This is a genomic window from Nocardioides sp. Soil774 (assembly GCF_001428125.1).
Classification (GTDB): domain Bacteria; phylum Actinomycetota; class Actinomycetes; order Propionibacteriales; family Nocardioidaceae; genus Nocardioides.
Genome location: NZ_LMSM01000001.1, coordinates 277671 through 296110, shown reverse-complemented (window position 1 = coordinate 296110; position 18440 = coordinate 277671). Strand labels below are relative to the sequence as shown.

Sequence of the window (18440 nt, the reverse complement as noted above, 5' to 3'; positions counted from 1 at the left end):
GCGTCGTGTGCTCATCGTGGTGACGAGCGCGGTTGCGGCCCTCGGAGGGCTCGCGGTGGTCCCGGCCCAGGCCTCGACCGTCGGCAGCGCCGTCTTCTCGGGTGGGGCCGGCACGGTGTCGGTGGGGGGGACGCTGTACGCCAAGCAGGGCGGTGCTCTCACGCTCACCGTCCTGACGTCGAGCGACACCCAGTGCGTCGCTGTGACGGGCGCCGCGACGCTGCCGCGCCAGACGTCGTCGACCCCGAAGACCAGCTGGACGTTCACCACGACAGCGCCCTCCGGAGAGGGCGCACGAGCCTTCACCGTGGCAGCGTCACCGAACTTCAACGCCAACAACTGCACCGGCCAGACCAACTCGATGCAGGCGTCGTACACGCTCGACAACACCGGCCCGCTCGTCACGGCCGCTCTGACTCCCGCCGCCAACGCGGCCGGCTGGAACAACAGTGACGTGACTGTCAGGTGGACCGCCACCGACGCCGGTTCCGGTGTCGCTGCGGCCCAGCCGTTCCAGACCGATTCGGCGATCAACGCGAACGGCATCGTCACCAGGACCGCGCCCGCCCAGGCCGACCGGCTCGGCAACACCGGTGCCGACGGCGCGGTCACCGTCCGCGTGGACAAGGCGAGGCCGACGATCACCGGAGCCCAGCGGGACAACGGCGACGGCACGGTCACCGTGACCTTCACCTGCAACGACTCGAACTCCGGCGGCGAGGGGTCAGGCGTCGCAAGCTGTGTCGCAGACGGCACCGCACCGGCGTCGAGCTCGAAGACAGTTGCCGGCGGCACCACCGTCACCGGCACGGCGACGGACAATGCGGGCAACACCTCCACCGCGTCCGTGACCGCTGCGCCCACCGACAGGTCGGCGCCGACGATCACCCACAGCGTCACCCCGGCCCCGAACGCGGCCGGATGGAACAAGGCTGACGCCACCGTCACCTTCACCTGCGCCGACGAGACCGGCGGCTCTGGCCTCGCCTCGTGCCTCGCTGACGGCGGCACCACGGCTTCCAGGACCGTCGGCACCGAGACCAACGGCACCAACGTGGGCGGTACGGCGAAGGACAAGGCCGGGAACACCGCCACCGACTCCGTGACCGTCAAGCTCGACAAGACGAACCCCACCATCACCGCGACCGCGAACGGCACCAGGAACGCCGCCGGTTGGTACAAGGACGACGTCACGGTGAGCTACACCGCCAGCGACGCGCTCTCCGGGATCAGCGGCGCACCGGCCTCGAGGATCCTCACCGAGGGGGCCGACCAGAGCGCCAGCGCCACCGTCACCGACGCGGCCGGCAACTCGGCCAGCGCCGGGGTCACCGGGATCAACATCGACAAGACCGCCCCGATCCTGTCCGGGTCCTTCCCGAGCGGCTGGCAGACCGGCGACGTCACCGTCACCTGGACGTGCACCGACGCCCTGTCGAAGGTCGCGACCGCCCCCGCCAACGACGTGGTGAAGGGTGAGGGCGCGAACCTCTCCTCGACCGCCACCTGCACCGACATCGCGGGCAACAGCACCACGAAGACCGTCACCGGCATCCAGATCGACCGCACCGCCCCGAACACCGGCATCAGCGGCACGTCGAACACCTGGGTCAACGGCGACGTCACCGTCACGCTGACGCCCACCGACAACGGGTCCGGTGTCGCCTCGACGAAGTACTCGGTCGACGGCGGCGCGCAGCAGACCGGCACCAGCTTCAAGCTCGGCGCCACCGGTGACCACACGGTGACGTTCTCCAGCACCGACGTCGCCGGCAACGTCGAGGCGTCGAGGACCGTCCACGTGATGATCGACAAGGCGGCTCCGACCATCGGCCACGTCTTCACCCCGTCGAGCTACCTCGACGGCGCCTGGACCAACCAGAACGTGTCGGTCGAGTTCGACTGCGCCGACCAGGGCGGCTCCGGCGTCGCCAGCTGCACCGGTGACGCGATCGTGACGACCGAGGGCACGGGCCAGGAGGTCGTCGGCACGGCCACCGACGGCGCGGGCAACTCCGCGTCCGACACCGCGCTGGTGAGCATCGACAAGACCGCACCGGTCATCACCGGTGGCAAGGACCGCACGGCCAACGACAACGGCTGGTACGACGACGACGTGACGGTGAGCTTCACCGCGACCGACGACCGGTCGGGCGTCGCCTCGAAGACGTCCGACAAGGTCCTCGCCCAGGGTGCGAACCAGTCGGTCACCGGCACCGCCACCGACGCCGCGGGCAACCCCGCCAGCGTCACTGTCACCGGGATCAACGTCGACAAGACCGCCCCGGTGCTGTCCGGCGCGTTCTCGAACGGCTGGCACACCGGCGACGTGACGGTCAGCTGGACCTGCACCGACCCGCTGTCCGGCCCCGCCGGCCAGCCGGCCGACTCCAAGGTCACCGGGGAGGGCGGGAACCTCTCTGCGACCGCCACCTGCACCGACAAGGCCGGCAACAGCACCACCACGACCGTCAGTGGCATCCAGATCGACCGGACCGCACCCGCAACCGGTGCATCGGTATCGGGCGTCCTCACCAACGGTTGGTACAACGCGGACGTCAGCTTCACGCTGCACCCGAGCGACAACCTCTCCGGGGTGACCGACACCTTCTACTCCGTCGACGGCGGCACGGCGCAGCCCTACAGCGGCGCGGTCTCCATCGGCAGCAACGGCACGCACACCGTCACCTGGTGGAGCACGGACAGGGCCGGCAACGTCGAGGGCAAGGCGGGGAACACCATCACGCTGAAGCTCGACAAGACCCCGCCGACGCTGACCGGTCAGGCCACGACCCCGCCGAACGCCAACGGCTGGTACGACGACGACGTCAAGGTCGCGTGGACGTGTTCCGACACCGGCTCCGGCCTCGACGGCACCTGCCCGGCCGACAGCCTCGTCGGGGGTGAGGGCGACAACCTGGGCGCCAGCGCCTCGGTCAGCGACCTGGCCGGCAACACCACCCACACCACCGTGGACGGCATCAAGATCGACGTCACCGCGCCGACCACCACGGCTAGCGTGCCGCAGGTCCCGGCCAGCGGCTGGTACGGCGCCGCCGTGCAGGTCACCCTGACCGGCCACGACAACCTGTCCGACGTCGACGCCACCTACTACACGGTCGACGGGGGTGCCCCTCAGAACTACAGCGAGGCGTTCTCCTACGGCACCGAGGGCACCCACGCGATCGCCTTCTGGAGCAAGGACAACGCCGGCAACGTCGAGACCGCCGGTGCTCCCATCACGCTGCGCATCGACAGGACGGCGCCGACCACGACCGTGGTCGTGCCGTCGACGGACAGCGGCTGGTACGTGACCAGCGGCATCCCGGTCGCGTTCCAAGCCACCGACACCTTGTCCGGCATCGGGGCGACCTACTACACGATCGACGATGGGGCGACGCAGACCTACGGCCTGCCCTTCACCGCCGACCTGTCGACCGGCGTCCACACCATCACCTACTGGAGCGTGGACGTCGCTGGCAACGACGAGGCCAAGGACAGCGTCAAGACCGCCGAGGTCAAGGTCGACACGATCGCTCCGGTGATCAAGGCAACCCGGACGCCGGCGAACGGCTTCGGCTGGAACAAGACCGACGTCAAGGTGAGCTTCACCTGCACCGACGCCGACTCCGGCATCCCGAGCGACGTCACCGACGGGATCGCGGGCTGCGGCCCCGACCAGACGGTGAGCGCTGAGATGGCTGACCAGTCCGTCCAGGGCGACGCCCAGGACGTGGCTGGGAACGCGAGCTCGGTGACGGTCGACAAGATCAACATCGACAAGACCGCCCCCTCGCTGACGGGCGCCCCCACAGGCGACTCCAACGGTGGCGAGTGGTATCGCGGCGACGTCTCCATCGCCTGGGCCGGGACCGACGGGCTGTCGGGCATCGACCCGGCCACCCAGCCGGCCATCAGCTCGATCAAGGGCGAGGGCCGCAACCTCGGCGCCTCGGCGACGATCAGCGACAAGGCGGGCAACGAGGGCACCGGCTCGATCACCGGCATCAAGATCGACCGGACCCCGCTCGTCATCACCGCTCAGCTCCCCGCCGGCAAGAACACCGCCGGCTGGTACCGCGGCGACGTGACGGTCGGCTTCGCCTGTGCCGACCCGGCCCTGACCGACGGCAGCGCCGGTTCCGGCGTGGGCACCTGCCCCTCCGACGCCGTGGTCCCCGGTGACGGCGCCGACCTGGGCGTCACCAGCGCCGAGGGGAAGGACGTCGCCGGCAACACCAGCACCACGACAGTGACCGGCATCAAGATCGACGGCCACGAGCCGCAGACCAAGGCCGACAACCAGTGCACCGCCACCAACGGCTACTGCACCGGCTCCACCGCGACGGTCGTCCTGACCGCCACCGACGCCGGCCCGTCCGGCGTCAAGGAGATCCACTACACCGTCAACGGTGGCAGCGACCAGGTCGCGGCGGGCGCGAGCGCCTCGCTCAGCGTCCCGCTGAGCGGCACCGGAGCGGCGACCGTGAAGTACTACGCGGTCGACATGGCAGGCAACGTGGAGCCGACCAACACGGCGGCGCTGAGCTACGACAACATCGCCCCGACCGTCACCCACACGGTGAACCCGAAGGCGAACGCGTCGGACTGGAACAACAGCAACGTCACCGTGCACTTCGACGCCACCGACACCGACCCCGGCTCGGGCGTCGCAGCCGGCAGCGTCACTCCGGACCAGCTGATCAGCACCGAGACCAGCGCCTCCGGTCTCGTGGTGAACGGCTCGGCGAAGGACACCGCCGGCAACACCGGCACCGACTCGGCCACCATCAAGCTGGACAAGACCAAGCCCGCCATCAGTGGAGCCGTCGCGAGCGGCACCCTCGGCAGCAACGGCTGGTACGTCACCCCGGTGAAGGTCCACTTCACCTGCACCGACGCCCTCTCCGGGCTGGCCTCCTGCCAGGACGACGTGACGCTGTCGAACAACGGCGCGGCTCAGGCCGTCACCGGATCGGCGAAGGACATCGCGGACAACGTCGGCAGCGGCTCGGTCTCCGGCATCAGCATCGACAACGAGAACCCGACGATCACCAAGGTGAACGTCGCGAACGGGTTCTACACGCTGGGCGCGGTTCCCACCGCGACCTGCGACGCGACCGACAGCTTCTCCGGGTTGGACACCTGCAAGGTGACGGTCACTGGTGGCACCGCCAACGGCGCGGGGACGTTCGCCTGGACCGCGACGGCGACCGACAAGGCAGGGAACTCCGTCACCCAGACGGGCACCTACAAGGTGCGCTACAGGTTCGACGGGTTCCTCCAGCCGATCAACGACACGGCGCACCAGGTCGGCACCGCGACCAGCGTCTTCAAGGCCGGCAGCACCATCCCGGTCAAGTTCCAGCTGAAGAACGCGGCCGGCACGGCCGTCCAGTCGGCGGCGGCGCCCGCATGGCTGACCCCGGTCAAGGGCGGCGCGATGAGCCTCCCGGTCGACGAGACGGTGCAGACCGTCACCGCGGACAGCGGCTCGACGTTCAAGTACGACACCGGCCAGTACATCTACAACTGGAAGACCCCGAGCACTGGTGGGAGCTACTACCAGATCGGCGTCAGGCTCGACGACGGCCAGACGTATTACGTCACCATCGGCCTCCGCTGAGCGATGTGGATCCACGCAGGTCCCGCACCGGAGCCTCGGTGCGGGACCTGCGTGCACACCAGCCCGGCCAAGAAGGAGCGCACCGTGACAGGCGCCCCGCCCGACGGAGGAGGACCGGGATGAGCGTGGTGCAGCCCCAACGTCGGCCCGCGACCTGTCCCTCCTGGTGCACGCTCGGCCACGGGCTCCACGCCGGCGAGGACGACACCGTGCACGTCAGCGGCGCGCTGATGGTGCGGCGTACGGTCCTGCGGCTCTGCATGAGCACCGACCCGAGCACCGGGGAGCAGGAGGGGCCCTACGTGCTGCTCGGCGGCGAGGAGTACGCGCTGCACGAGGCCGACGCGCTCATCGACGCGCTGACCGAGCTGGTCGACCGGGCCGCCGTCCCGGGTCCCGGGGTCAGCCCTCGCGCAGGATCCTGAAGGCGCCGGCGCGGTCCTTGACCCGCAGCTTGCGCAGGACGCTCGACACGTGGACCCGCACGGTCGTCGGCGAGAGGAAGAGCCGCTTCGCCACGTCGTCGGTGGAGAGGCCCTGACCGAGGAGCTCCATCACCTCCCACTCGCGGGCGCTCAGTCGCGACGAGGCACCGGACCGGCGCGCGAAGCGCGGCGTGGCCGGCGAGCGGAACTCCTCCATGATCCGACTGACCAGCCGCCGCGACATCGCCGGCTCGCCGTCGAGGGCGTGGCGCAGCTCGTCGACGAGGACGTGGGGGTCGGTGTCCTTGAGCAGGTAGCCCGAGGCGCCTGCGCGCAGGGAGTCGAAGAGGTCGTCGTCCTCGGCGGACGCCGTCAGCATGACCACGGCGGTGGCGGGCAGGCTGCGGCCGATCTCACGTGCCGCCGTGATGCCGTTGCCGGGCATGTGGATGTCAAGCAGCGCGACGTCGGGCCGGTGCTGCCGGGCGAGCTCGACGGCCTCCTGCGCCGACGCGCACTCGCCGACGACGACGCAGCCGCCTGCCTCGAGCGCGTCCCGGATCCGGGCTCGCATGCGGGCGTGGTCGTCGGCCATCACCACGCGGATCGGCTCGCTCACCAGGTCACCTCGATGCTCGTGCCGCGGCCGGGCGCGGACGTCACCACGCAGGCGCCGGGCAGCTCCTGGGCGCGCTCGCGCATGCTCGTCAGCCCGTAGCCGTCGTCGTACGCCGTGGCATGCACGTCGAACCCGCGACCGTCGTCCTCGACGACCAGCCGGCCCCCGGCGGGCGTCGCCTCGAGGGTCACGCGCACGCAGCCGGCGCCACCGTGCCGCAGCGCGTTGCCGACCGCCTCGCGCACGATGCGCGCCAGGGCGTGCCGCTGGTGCTGGTCGGCTCGCACCGAGTCGTCCAGCTCGACCACGACACGGGCGCCGTGGCGCTCGGCGACGTCGCGCGCCGAGCGGTGCAGGGCGTAGCCGAGCGGCTCGTCGGGGTTGCGTCCGAGCGCGTCGACGGCAGCGCGGGCCTCGTCGAGGGCACGGTCGCTGGCGTCGAGGATCGACTGGGCGGGCCGTGCGCTCCCGGCGTCGAGGGACAGCGTGCGCGCCTCCGACCTGATCCAGCTGAGCTCCTGCACCACGCCGTCGTGCAGCTCGCGGGCGAGCCGGCGGCGGTCCTCGGCGACGGCCACGTCGGCCCGCGCGGCCCAGTAGCCGCCGATCTCGCGGGTGGCGCCGACCAGGAGGCACACGTAGCCGGCCGTGCGCAGCACGTCGCCGGTGTAGAACCAGCCGGAGTAGAGGGAGGGGAAGAGCAGGTAGTTGACCCGGGCGAAGCCGAGGAGCGCGCATCCCGGGCCGACCCAGCGGAGCACCTCGTCGCCACCCCGCACGCGTGCCTGCCGGGTGAAGTGCAGGGACGCGAAGAGGAGCGCCACGGCGCTGAGTGCCTGGGCGGCGAGGAACACCGGGTGCCCCTCGATGACGAGGTGCTGCGCCGATGTCGGGGCACTGGCGGTGACGGCGACGGGGAGTACGCCGCGGACGGTCCAGAGCGCTGCGACGAGCGCCAGCACGAGGAGCGCCGCGACCTGTGCGCCGCGCGCTGCCTCCCGGCGGGTCAGCCGCGCCGCCGGGGCGAGGGCTGCCGCGACGACCACGAGTGCCGCGGCAGTTCTGAGGGTCACCGACACCCAGACGGCGAGCGTCTGGCCCGTGCCCACGGGCAGGCCACGGACCGCCAGGGCCGCGCCCAGCCCGACGAGCGCGAGCAGCACCAGGCCCGTCACGAGCAGCAGGTCCTGCAGGCGCCGGGTGCGACGGAGCCGTCCCACGAGGAGGTAGGCGAGGAGCAGCGCGATGCACGCGTCGACGGAGTCGAGCACGACGTGCAGCTCCGGGTTGTGATAGCCGAAACGGAGGTAGGGCGTCCCCAGGATGAGCGCGGTGCAGGCCGCCCCCACCACCCAACCGGCAGCCGTCAGCGCCGGCGCGCTCCGCCGCGCCTGGCCGCTGGTCAGTGTGCCCCCCACGAGCATGCGATCCATGGTGGTCGCGTCTCTCGTCGTACAGGCGGTCTTGACGAGAAACGGACACACGGTTGGAGCTCTCTTGGACCTGACTCACCCCTGGGGGTGGGCTGCGCGTTGAGTTGTCTGTCCACAGATCCGTCTTCCGGGGTGTCGTGGTCGGGCCGGACCTTCCAAGGTGGACGCGTGCGGATCAGTGTCGAGTGCGGGGGCTACGCCGAAGCAGCGAGCGTGTGCCGGACCGCCAACCACGTCTCAGCGCTCGTCACCGAGTCGCTCGCCGGCAAGCTGGGTGCCTACGCCGCCATGGCGGGCGACGACGCCACCAGCATCTACTTCGCCGGGTCGTACGACCCCGCCGCCCGCGAGGCCGTGGCCACCCTGGCCGACCTCACCCACGCGCTCATCGGCCTCGGCCGGCTCGTCGATGCCAGCGGGCGGGCGCACGGTGAGGCCGACGCCGGTGCCGCGACCACCGTTTACTCCGGCCGGGGTATCGACGACGACGCGTTCGTCCGCGTCGCCCCCGCCCCTCCGCCCTCGTGCCTCGGCGGCTCGGTCGCCTCGGAGCTGGGCGATGGCTACGGCTGGATCCTCGACCAGGTCGAGGGCTTCGTGTGGCCTGGTGCCGACGTCGACCTGCTCCGCGACGCGGCCGCCACCTGGCGTCGTACGAGCGGGTCGGTCGCCGACCTCACCGCCCACCTGGACGCGGTGACCCGGCTCCTCGACCGCCAGCGCTCGCCCGAGATCCCCCTCGCGATGGCCGCCATCGCCGACCTGCGGCGGCACGTCGAGGACGCCAGCGACCAGCTCGTCGCGCTCGCCGACGCGTGCGACGACTACGCCACCGCGGTCGAGGAGGCGCGGGCGCGCACCCGGTCCCTGCTCGTCGAGATCGGGCAGATGATCGTCGAGGAGGTCGCGATCACCGCGATCGTCGCCGGCATCACCGGCGGGCTCGGCGGGGGCGTCAAGGCAGCCGCGGCACTCGCCCGCATCCGCGCCCAGTCGCCGCGCTTCCACGCGCTCCTCACCGCGCTGCGGGCGGTCGCTACGGCGTCCGCTTCACGACTGCGCGTTGCGGAGGAGCAGCTCCGGCGGGCGCGTGCGGGCTTCGAGCGGTTCGTGCGCGTTCCGGCTCGCAACGAGCGCGGGGAGATGCTGTTCCCCGGAGGGTGGCGCACCAACCTCAGAGGACAGGATGAGCTCGGAGGCCACATTGCGAGCAGGCATGTGGGGAAGAGCTTGGACGAACTAGCTGACCGCGCACGGAGCGACGGCATTCCGTACGCCTCATCCTTTGCGAACACTGACGACGCCGAGAAGGCAATCGAGAATGCCCTGCGTCTCAAGGCGGACGAGCTGAGCACTTGGCTGGCAGGGGACGTGAGGAAGAAGCGGCTGAACGTGGTCCTGGACCACGTCACCGGAACGTCGGTCGACGCCGCGGGAAGCGCACGCCAGGTGAGAGGTGTCAGGCTCATCCTGGTGCGCGCCGACACCCCTTCCGGGTACCGCATCCTGACGGCGTTCCCCCAACCATGAGGAGCAAAGACGTGTTGGAACAGCAATACCCCGCGCTCTGGCAGTTCCTCGGCGCCTATCTGCACCAGGACTGGCGCGAGGAGTACGAGTCGACCAGCGACGCGGTGCAGGACTTCGTGACTGGAAGCCGCGTGCTCGCTGTCAATCTGCCACCGGAGATCGACGACGTTCTTGCGTCAGCGACAGACGATGTCTCCCTCGAGGAGCTCTTGGTCGATCTGGGCAGCTTCTTCATCCCTTCACGCGCCGGCTTGGACCCGCGCGACTGGCTGCGCCAGATGAAGGACGAGGCGCAGCTCCTGTTGACCCAGCCCGGGTAGCCATCCGCAAGGATGCGCCCGTGCGCATCGGGACCTGGAACCTCGCCGGCCGTTGGGCCGACGACCACCTCACCCTCATGCTCGAGGCCGACTGCGACGTCTGGCTCCTGACCGAGGTCAGCGAACGGACCGCGCTGCCGGGCTACGCGCTCCACCTGTCGCAGGAGCAGATGGAGCAGCGGCGTCGCTGGGCCGGGATCGCCAGCCGCGTGAGGATGGCGTCGTGCCCCGACCCGCACCCCGCAAGCGCGATGGCGCAGGTCGGTGCGACGACGTACGTCAGCTCCGTGCTGCCGTGGAAGTCGTGCGGCTCACGCCACCCGTGGGTCGGGGCCCGCCACGCCGACAAGACGCACAACACCGTGGACGACCTGCTCCTACGCCTCCGAGCAGCCGGGGACCTCGTGTGGGGCGGCGACTGGAACCACGCACTGTCCGGCAAGGAGTATGCCGGCTCGCTGGGCGGCAGGAAGGTGATCCTCGACGCCGTCGACGAGCTGGGCCTCGTAGTCCCGACCGCCGACCTGCCGCACCCCATCGACGGCCTGCTGAGCATCGACCACATCGCGGTGCCGAAGGGCACCCACGCCGTCGCCTCGCGGATCGTGGCTGAGCACGACGGCAAGCGGCTGTCGGACCACGACGCGTACGTCGTCGAGGCCTATCCACCGGGCCCTCCGGAGGTGTAGGGAGGGAGGGCGAGGTCGTCCCCCTCGCTCCGTCGGACGAGGAGTTGCCGTGGCCGCACTCGAGAGCACCCAGCTGCTGACCGAGCTCGAGCCGGTGGTGGAGGACAACCTCAACCGCCACCTGGCGATCGCCGACGAGTGGATGCCGCACGAGTACGTGCCGTGGAGCCTGGGTCGCGACTTCGCCGACCTCGGCGGCGATCCGTGGGAGGTCGCGCAGTCACAGCTCTCCCCCGTCGCCCGCACGGCGCTCGAGGTCAACCTCCTCACCGAGGACAACCTGCCGAGCTATCACCGCGAGATCGACCGTGCCTTCGGTCGCGACAGCGCGTGGGGCACCTGGGTGAACCGGTGGACCGCCGAGGAGGGCCGCCACGCCTTCTGCATCCGCGACTACCTCCTCGTCACCCGCGGCGTCGACCCCGTCGAGCTCGAGCGCGCGCGGATGGAGACGATGGAGACCGGTTACGAGGCCCTCGACAAGTCGCTGCTCAACGTGTGTGCCTACGTCTCGTTCCAGGAGCTCGCCACCCGGGTCTCGCACCGCAACACCGGCCGCTACACCGAGGAGCCGATCGCCGACAAGCTGCTCGCCCGGGTGGCCAAGGACGAGAACCTCCACATGATCTTCTACCGCAACATCGTCGCCGCTGCCCTCGAGCTCACCCCCAGCCAGACGATGCGCGCGATCACCGAGGAGGTCGTTGGCTTCGAGATGCCCGGCAGCGTCATCCCCGGCTTCTCGCGCAAGGCCGTGCAGATGGCCAAGGCCGGCATCTACGACCTCCGCATCCACCACGACGACATCGTCACGCCGCTGCTCCGGCAGTGGGGCGTGTGGGAGCTGACCGATCTGGACGCCGACGGCGAGGCGGCCCGCGACGAGCTGGCGGCCGCGGTGGAGGCTCTCGACGGCGAGGCGACGCGGTTCGTCGAGCGGCGGGACGAGGCGGCAGCCAAGAAGGCAGCGCGCTCCGCTGGCTGAGGAGGGACACTTGCTCGCTGGTCGAGGAGGGACGAAGGCCGCCCGCTCCGCTGGTCGAAGAGGGACGAAGTCCCGTCACGAGACCAGACCAGTCATGATCGACCCATGACGGAGCGCAACGTCCTCGGCGGCGAGCTGGACCCGTGCGGCACCGACCCGGTCACCGGGTTCCACCGCGACGGCACGTGCACGGTCGGGCCGCAGGACGTCGGGCTGCACGCCATCTGCGCGGTGATGACCGAGGAGTTCCTCGCCCACCAGGCCTCGGTCGGCAACGACCTCTCCACCCCCCGACCGGAGTGGCACTTCCCCGGCCTCGTCCCGGGTGACCGGTGGTGCGTGGTCGCCGTCCGCTGGCTCCAGGCGTACGACGCCGGCGTGGCCGCTCCCGTGGTGCTGTCGGCCACCTCGGAGCGGGCGCTGGACGTCGTACCCCTCGAGGCCCTGAGGGCGCACTCGGTCGACGTGCCTCCGGACGTCAGCGCGCTGGACTGACGCGCGGTCAGCTGACGCCGAGCCGCCGTGCCACGTCGTCGCCCGCCACGCGGCGTACGGTCTCGGGATCTCCCACGACGACGAGCTCGTCGGTCGCGCGGGACATGCCGACATAGAGCCGCTCGCGAGCGCGATCGCGCGAGCCGTCCTCGTTGAGGCAGAGCACGACCGCCCGTCGCTCGAGCCCCTTGCAGCCGAGGACGTGGCCGTAGAAGACGTCGTCGTCCCAGTAGGTGCGCCAGTAGCCCTCCTGGTCGTGGAAGTCGGTGCGCTCGACCTGCACGGGGTGGCGGTGCCCGGTGGTCAGCAGCGCCACGTTGCGTGGCTCCCAGCCCGACTCCAGCAGCGCGTCGACTGCGTCGTCCGCGGCCTCGAGCGCGTCGTCCTGCGTCGTCGCGACGAAACGAACGGTCGGGCCGTCGCCGCCGCGGGAGTACATCCGACTCGGCGCCAGCGGGCCGAAGGACTCGTGGATCTGGCGGGTGTTGCGGAGGTCTTGCTCGGGTGAACACGTTCGGAACTCATCACAAAGCCGTGCCCATGCAGTGAAGTTCGACCAACGCCAACCGAACGAACGAGGGCGGACCGCGTTGCGCGGCCCGCCCTCGACATGTCACTCAGATCAGCTGCAGCCGCTGGTGCTCCCGCAGCCCTCGCACACGTAGCACGAGCCAGCCGGGCGCATCTTCGTGCCGCAGGTCATGCAGAGCGGCGAGTCGACGGCGGTGCCGGTGAGCTTCTCGAAGAGCTCGGCGGTGGTCTTGGCCTCGACGGGGGCCGGCTTGACGCTGGCCTCCACGATGTCGGCCTCGGCGACGTCCTGGTCTCGTGACGAGCGCGGGGCGCTCTCCTCGACCAACGAGCTGGGCGCCTCGACGAGCTCGGCGGCGGAGCCGGTCTCTTCCACGATCGGCTCGTAGGAGCCGGTCTCGAGGTGGCGCTGGCGCTCCTCGGCGGAGTAGATCCCCAGGGCCGAGCGCTCCTCGAAGGACAGGTAGTCCAGGGCGAGGCGGCGCCAGACGTAGTCCATGAGCGACTGCGCCATGCGGACGTCGGGGTCGTCGGTGAGGCCGGCGGGCTCGAAGCGCAGGTTGGTGAACTTCGAGACGTAGGTCTCCAGCGGGACGCCGTACTGCAGGCCGATCGACACCGCGATCGAGAAGGCGTCCATCACGCCGGCCAGGGTCGAGCCCTGCTTGCCGAGCTTGAGGAAGACCTCGCCGAGCTGGCCGTCGTCGTGGGCGCCGGAGGTCATGTAGCCCTCGGCACCGCCGACGGTGAACGACGTGGTGCGCGAGACGCGCGACTTCGGCAGGCGCTTGCGGACCGGGGCGTAGACGACCTTCTCCACGACCTTGGTCTCGACGGCCGCGTCGGCCGCGGCCTTGTCGGCCTCGTCCTTCTTGGCCTTGCCGCCGCCGTCGGACAGGGGCTGGCCGACCTTGCAGTTGTCGCGGTAGACCGCGGTGGCCTTGAGGCCGAGCTTCCAGGACTGCATGTAGACGTCCTCGATCTCCTCGACCGAGGCCGACTCCGGCAGGTTCACCGTCTTGGAGATCGCACCGGAGAGGAACGGCTGCGCGGCAGCCATCATCCGCACGTGGCCCATCGGCTTGAGCGAGCGGGCGCCCATCGCGGTGTCGAAGATCTCGTAGTGCTCGGTCTTGAGGCCGGGGGCGTCGATCACGTGGCCGTGCTCGCCGATGTAGGCGACGATCGCCTCGACCTGCTCGGGCTGGTAGCCGAGCTTGCGCAGCGCCCGCGGGATCGTCTGGTTGACGATCTGCATCGAGCCGCCGCCGACGAGCTTCTTGAACTTCACCAGGGAGAAGTCGGGCTCGATGCCGGTGGTGTCGCAGTCCATCATGAAGCCGATGGTGCCGGTCGGCGCGAGCACCGAGGCCTGCGCGTTGCGGAAGCCGTTCTTCTCACCCACGGCGATGACGTCGGCCCACGCCTTGGTGGCGAGCTTGTGCACGCGGCCGTCCTCGGTGTGCAGCACGCGGACGACGTCGTTGGCCGCCTGGTGCTTGCGCATCACGCGCTTGTGGGCGTCGGCGTTGCGGGCGTAGCCGGCGTACGGGCCGACGATGCCGGCGAGCTCGGCGGAGCGCTTGTACGACGTACCGGTCATGAGCGACGTGATCGCGGCAGCCATCGAGCGGCCACCCTCGGAGTCGTAGCCCAAGCCCATCGCCATCAGCAGCGCGCCGAGGTTGGCGTAGCCGATGCCGAGCTGGCGGTAGTCGCGGGTGGTGTCGCCGATCGGCTCGGTCGGGAAGTCGGCGAAGCAGATCGAGATGTCCATCGCGGTGATGATGAACTCGACGGCCTTCGCGAACAGGGCGGCGTCGAAGGTGTCGTCGTCCTTGAGGAACTTCAGCAGGTTGAGCGACGCCAGGTTGCACGAGGAGTTGTCGAGCGACATGTACTCCGAGCACGGGTTGGACGCGGTGATGCGGCCGGTCTCGGGGTTGGTGTGCCAGTCGTTGATCGTGTCGTCGTACTGCAGGCCCGGGTCGGCGCAGGCCCAGGCGGCCTCGCTGATCTTGCGGAACAGGTCGCGGGCGTCGACGGTCTCGATGACCTCGCCGGTGCCGCGGGCGCGCAGGCCGAACTCGGTGCCGTCCTCGACCGCGCGCATGAACTCGTCGCTGACGCGGACCGAGTTGTTGGCGTTCTGGTACTGGACCGACGTGATGTCGGCGCCGCCGAGGTCCATGTCGAACCCGGCGTCGCGGAGGGCGCGGATCTTGTCCTCCTCCTTCGCCTTCGTCATCACGAACTCCTCGATGTCGGGGTGGTCGACGTCGAGGACGACCATCTTGGCCGCACGACGCGTCGCGCCGCCCGACTTGATGGTGCCCGCGGAGGCGTCCGCGCCGCGCATGAAGGAGACCGGACCCGACGCCGTACCGCCGCTGGAGAGCAGCTCCTTCGACGAGCGGATGCGCGAGAGGTTGAGGCCGGCACCGGAGCCGCCCTTGAAGATGAAGCCCTCCTCCTTGTACCAGTTGAGGATCGAGTCCATCGAGTCGTCCACCGAGAGGATGAAGCAGGCCGAGACCTGCTGCGGCGAGGGCGTGCCGACGTTGAACCACACGGGGCTGTTGAAGGAGAAGTACTGGTTGACCAGCAGCCAGGTGAGCTCGTGCTCGAAGACCTCGGCGTCGCCGTCGGTCTTGAAGTAGCCATGGTCGATGCCGGCCTTGGTGTAGGTCTTCACGACCCGGTCGATGAGCTGCTTGAGGCTCCACTCGCGGGCGTCGGTGCCGACGGCGCCGCGGAAGTACTTGGTGGTGACGATCGTCGAGGCGTTGACCGACCAGAAGTCGGGGAACTCCACGCCGCGCTGCTCGAAGACGGTCTCGCCGGTCTTCCAGTTCTGCTGGACGACGTCGCGACGCTCCCAGGTGATGGCGTCGTAGGGGTGGGTGCCCTCCGTGCTGAAGACACGCTCCAGCGTCAGGCCCTTGCCCTTCGCTGCACCCTTGGCGCGGCTGCTCACCGTCTCGGTCATGGAGTTCCTCTATCCCTCGTTGGATGGGTGGTTGCTTCGCGAGTCGTCTCGCGGGGGTTGGTAAGCCCGGCAGGCAGCTTCCCCACTACCTGCCGGGCCGTTCTGGGGTCAGCCCGAGTGGGCGGGCTGATCGTCGGCGGCTCGCTCGAGCCGCAGCATCTTGATCTCGGCGTCGAAGTCGTCGGCCGACTCGAACGCGCGGTAGACGGAGGCGAACCGGAGGTACGCCACCTCGTCGAGGGCGCGCAGCGGAGCCAGGATCGCGAGGCCGACGTCGTTGGCGTCGAACTCGGCCTGACCGCTCAGGCGCAGGGCGTCCTCGACCTCCTGGCCGAGGCAGGCGAGCTGGGCTTCGGTGACCGGGCGGCCCTTGCAGGCCTTGCGGACGCCGGCGATCGCCTTGTCGCGATTGAAGGGCTCGGTCGCACCCGAGCGCTTGAGGACCGTCAGCTGCATCTTCTCGACCGTCGAGAACCGGCGGTCGCAGGCCGAGCAGCTGCGGCGGCGGCGGATCGAGCCACCGTCGTCGGCGACACGGGAGTCGAGGACCTTGGTGTCCTCGTTCTTGCAGAAAGGACAGTGCATGATGGCCCTCCTCTCGGTCGTGTTCGGGCGCGGCTCGTACACCCTCATAACGGGGTGTCGCCTGGGGATGTTCCTGTGGACAACTAGCCTCAGGCTGTGCGCTTCTCCCTTTGGCCTGTGCACCAGATGTGGATAACTACAGCGGTGTAACTACTAGATGTAGTGGTAACCGTACGCCCCGACCCCGACGCTGGCAAGTGAACGCGTGAACTGCTCGGATCAATTTCTGCGGACGCCGCTGACCTGCGGTTTTGGCTTCGCGGAGTGCTCTGGACCGGCGCGTCGAGCCCCACCCGTGCGGGCGTTCCGGTGCGCCGAGGAGGCCGCGTCGGACACAATGGCGCCTGTGGCTACGGGGAAGCGGGCGGGATCGCGCAAGAGTGCCCAGCAGCCCCGTCCGCTGAACAAGGCCGCGCTCGTCATCGGCGTCGCGATCACGCTCTGCGTGGTCGCCTGGGGCTACCTCGTCTATGCCGCCATCGACTTCGGTACGGCCGCGCGCGGGGGCTCCGGCTCGACCGCTTGGGCCTTCATGGGCCTGGCCTGCCTCGGCGCGATCGCCTGCCTCTTCGTGGGGCTGCTGCTCGTCGCGAGACTGATGCGGGCGCTAGGTGTCACGTCGCCTCCCCCCTCTGCCGATGCGCCTCCCCGGCCGGTGGGCGGGAAGCGCGCGGCGCGCTGAGGTCTGCGTCAACTTAGGCGGTACGCCACCACCCTGCCGGGCATCGAGACGTACCGCGTCTGCCCGGCCCCGTCGAGCGCGGCTGCACCGAACACGGACAGGTCGCCCGTGGTCGCCTTCCCGGCCGGGTCACAGGTGACGTAGAGGGTGTCCGACACCCGCTTCTCGCCGTACACCTTCACCATGTCGGCGTCCACAGAGCACAGGAGGACGGTGCCCGCCGCAACACGCTCGAGGGCACCGGACCGCTGGTCGAGGGCGACCGGGCCGTCGTCGCCCGGGAGCACCACGCCGTACGACGCGAGCGGGGCACGGTCGTCGACGTACGCCTGCTCCGCATCCTTGCCGGCGAGCGTGTAGGTCCACCCAACCTTCCCCGTGCGCGGGTCCACCCCCTGGACCTCGACGACCAGGTCTTCGTACGCCGTCTTCTTGCCCTTGCGGTCGACACGAGACCCTCGCACCACGCAGAGCGTGCGGGCCTCGCTCTCCGGGACCGGCCGGATGAGTGAGCACCAGGGGTCGGCTCCTCGGCGCGTCCAGAGGCGCTTGCCCTCCCGGCCGTCGATGCCAGCCGTGACATAGCGGGACGCGTAGTCGGTGCTCACGCGCTTGCCTTGCTCGTATCGGCGCACCACCGTCGCCGGGAACGGCTTGCCAAGCGAACCGACGTACACGTTCGTCTCCTCGTCGTGCGCGAAGCTCCACCCGTACTTCGACGCCACGCCGTCGGCGACCAGCACCGAGACCGACTGCGTCCATGCCGTCCGCCACGTGCCGGGGATTCGCACCAGCGTCGCCAGGCGCCCTTCGCCGCGGACGTAGAGGTCGGGGTCGCCCACTCGCAGCGCCCCCTCCTGGAGGGTCTTCTCGGTCACGCGGCCGGACTCGAGGTCCCAGCGCCTCGGCGCGCTGCCGGGAATGATGTCGCGGAAGGTGCCGAACGGACCGTCGACCATCGATCCGGGCCTGCTCTCGAATCCAGACCAGCACACGTCGTGACCGTCCGAGCACGCGTCGTAGTCGTCCACGGCCGTCGGCGTGCTCGAGACAACGGCACCGGTCCGGACGTCGACCGCGACGAGCGCAGGTCCCGCGGCATCGAGATCGTTCTGTCGAAGCACCGCGAGGTGCCGACCGGCGTCGGTCTCGGTGGCCCGCGGCACCATCGCCATGCCTGTGGGCGTGCCGCCGGGGTGGTACGGCATCCGGAAGTTCGCTCGGCCGGTCTTCGCGTCCAGGCTGACCAGCTCGACGGTGCCACGCGGGGTCTTCGACAGCACCAGGAGTGCCGGCCCGGCCTCCACCGGCTGGCCGATGACGTCGAGCCTTGCCGTCCAGGCGACCTCCGCGGGCGCGGCCTGGGCGAGCGACGGCTCCGCCACCGCTGCCGTCGCGGCGTCCTTCCCGTCACCGGTGCCCTCCTGCTTCGCGTCGTCGCAGCCCGAGCTGCAGATGACGGTCAGAAGTGCAGCGACGACGAGCGCGGTCTTCGCGTGCTGCGGGCGTGCAGAACCAAGCATGTGTCCCC

At 70.2% G+C, this 18440-nt stretch carries 14 protein-coding genes; 8 read left to right on the top strand and 6 right to left on the bottom strand.

Annotated features, from left to right (window positions below):
- The first annotated feature begins 19 nt into the window (after positions 1–19).
- Complete coding sequence (locus ASG76_RS01455; protein ID WP_157558877.1) at positions 20–5626, top strand: OmpL47-type beta-barrel domain-containing protein; 5607 nt, start codon at positions 20–22, stop codon at positions 5624–5626.
- 119 nt (positions 5627–5745) lie between these two features.
- Positions 5746–6051, top strand: coding sequence for a DUF6907 domain-containing protein (locus ASG76_RS01450; RefSeq protein WP_056598943.1), 306 nt, complete (start codon positions 5746–5748; stop codon positions 6049–6051).
- Here ASG76_RS01450 and ASG76_RS01445 read toward each other — a convergent pair.
- Both ASG76_RS01445 and ASG76_RS01440 read right to left on the bottom strand, forming a co-directional pair.
- A complete protein-coding gene (locus ASG76_RS01445; protein WP_200948024.1) occupies positions 6029–6670 on the bottom strand; it encodes a response regulator in 642 nt (213 codons plus the stop codon). The genes ASG76_RS01450 and ASG76_RS01445 overlap by 23 nt on opposite strands.
- Positions 6667–8103, bottom strand: coding sequence for a sensor histidine kinase (locus ASG76_RS01440; protein WP_157558876.1), 1437 nt, complete (start codon positions 8101–8103; stop codon positions 6667–6669). Before ASG76_RS01440 ends, ASG76_RS01445 begins: the two co-directional genes overlap by 4 nt.
- 168 nt (positions 8104–8271) lie before the next feature.
- On the opposite strand from ASG76_RS01440, the gene ASG76_RS01435 reads away from it, so the two are divergent.
- The 5 genes from ASG76_RS01435 (at position 8272) to ASG76_RS01415 (ending at position 12122) form a co-directional block, all read left to right on the top strand.
- Positions 8272–9633, top strand: coding sequence for an RNase A-like domain-containing protein (locus tag ASG76_RS01435; RefSeq protein ID WP_056598935.1), 1362 nt, complete (start codon positions 8272–8274; stop codon positions 9631–9633).
- Between the two features lie 11 nt (positions 9634–9644).
- Positions 9645–9953: a contact-dependent growth inhibition system immunity protein gene (locus ASG76_RS01430; RefSeq protein WP_056598932.1), complete on the top strand. Its 309-nt coding sequence runs from the start codon at positions 9645–9647 to the stop codon at positions 9951–9953.
- Positions 9954–9973: 20 nt separating this feature from the next.
- Entirely contained in the window at positions 9974–10642 is a 669-nt protein-coding gene (locus tag ASG76_RS01425; RefSeq protein WP_056598930.1) for an endonuclease/exonuclease/phosphatase family protein, read from the top strand.
- Between the two features lie 49 nt (positions 10643–10691).
- Positions 10692–11627, top strand: coding sequence for an acyl-ACP desaturase (locus ASG76_RS01420; RefSeq protein WP_056598927.1), 936 nt, complete (start codon positions 10692–10694; stop codon positions 11625–11627).
- Positions 11628–11732: 105 nt separating this feature from the next.
- Complete coding sequence (locus tag ASG76_RS01415; protein ID WP_056598924.1) at positions 11733–12122, top strand: DUF2237 family protein; 390 nt, start codon at positions 11733–11735, stop codon at positions 12120–12122.
- A gap of 7 nt (positions 12123–12129) precedes the next feature.
- Here the strand turns inward: ASG76_RS01415 and ASG76_RS01410 are convergent, their stop codons facing one another.
- The 3 genes from ASG76_RS01410 to nrdR form a co-directional block, all read right to left on the bottom strand.
- Positions 12130–12561, bottom strand: coding sequence for an ATP-binding domain-containing protein (locus ASG76_RS01410; protein ID WP_056598921.1), 432 nt, complete (start codon positions 12559–12561; stop codon positions 12130–12132).
- 183 nt (positions 12562–12744) lie between these two features.
- Positions 12745–15642, bottom strand: a complete 2898-nt coding sequence (locus ASG76_RS01405; RefSeq protein ID WP_056598918.1) for a vitamin B12-dependent ribonucleotide reductase — start codon at positions 15640–15642, stop codon at positions 12745–12747.
- Positions 15643–15750: 108 nt separating this feature from the next.
- On the bottom strand, positions 15751–16227 hold the full coding sequence (gene nrdR / locus ASG76_RS01400) for a transcriptional regulator NrdR (protein WP_056598915.1): 477 nt from the start codon (positions 16225–16227) through the stop codon (positions 15751–15753).
- Between the two features lie 346 nt (positions 16228–16573).
- Between nrdR and ASG76_RS01395 the strand changes: the two genes are divergently transcribed.
- Complete coding sequence (locus tag ASG76_RS01395; RefSeq protein ID WP_157558875.1) at positions 16574–16909, top strand: hypothetical protein; 336 nt, start codon at positions 16574–16576, stop codon at positions 16907–16909.
- Between the two features lie 8 nt (positions 16910–16917).
- Here the strand turns inward: ASG76_RS01395 and ASG76_RS01390 are convergent, their stop codons facing one another.
- Positions 16918–18432 (bottom strand): PQQ-binding-like beta-propeller repeat protein, encoded by a 1515-nt coding sequence (locus tag ASG76_RS01390; protein WP_056598910.1) that lies wholly within the window; start codon positions 18430–18432, stop codon positions 16918–16920.
- Positions 18433–18440: the final 8 nt, after the last annotated feature.

Coding starts and splice junctions, on each gene's coding strand:
- ASG76_RS01415 (WP_056598924.1), top strand. CDS start 11,733: ATGACGGAGCGCAACGTCCTCGGCGGCGAGCTGGACCCGTGCGGCACC.
- ASG76_RS01390 (WP_056598910.1), bottom strand. CDS start 18,432: ATGCTTGGTTCTGCACGCCCGCAGCACGCGAAGACCGCGCTCGTCGTC.
- ASG76_RS01410 (WP_056598921.1), bottom strand. CDS start 12,561: ATGTACTCCCGCGGCGGCGACGGCCCGACCGTTCGTTTCGTCGCGACG.
- ASG76_RS01405 (WP_056598918.1), bottom strand. CDS start 15,642: ATGACCGAGACGGTGAGCAGCCGCGCCAAGGGTGCAGCGAAGGGCAAG.
- ASG76_RS01450 (WP_056598943.1), top strand. CDS start 5,746: ATGAGCGTGGTGCAGCCCCAACGTCGGCCCGCGACCTGTCCCTCCTGG.
- nrdR (WP_056598915.1), bottom strand. CDS start 16,227: ATGCACTGTCCTTTCTGCAAGAACGAGGACACCAAGGTCCTCGACTCC.
- ASG76_RS01440 (WP_157558876.1), bottom strand. CDS start 8,103: ATGGATCGCATGCTCGTGGGGGGCACACTGACCAGCGGCCAGGCGCGG.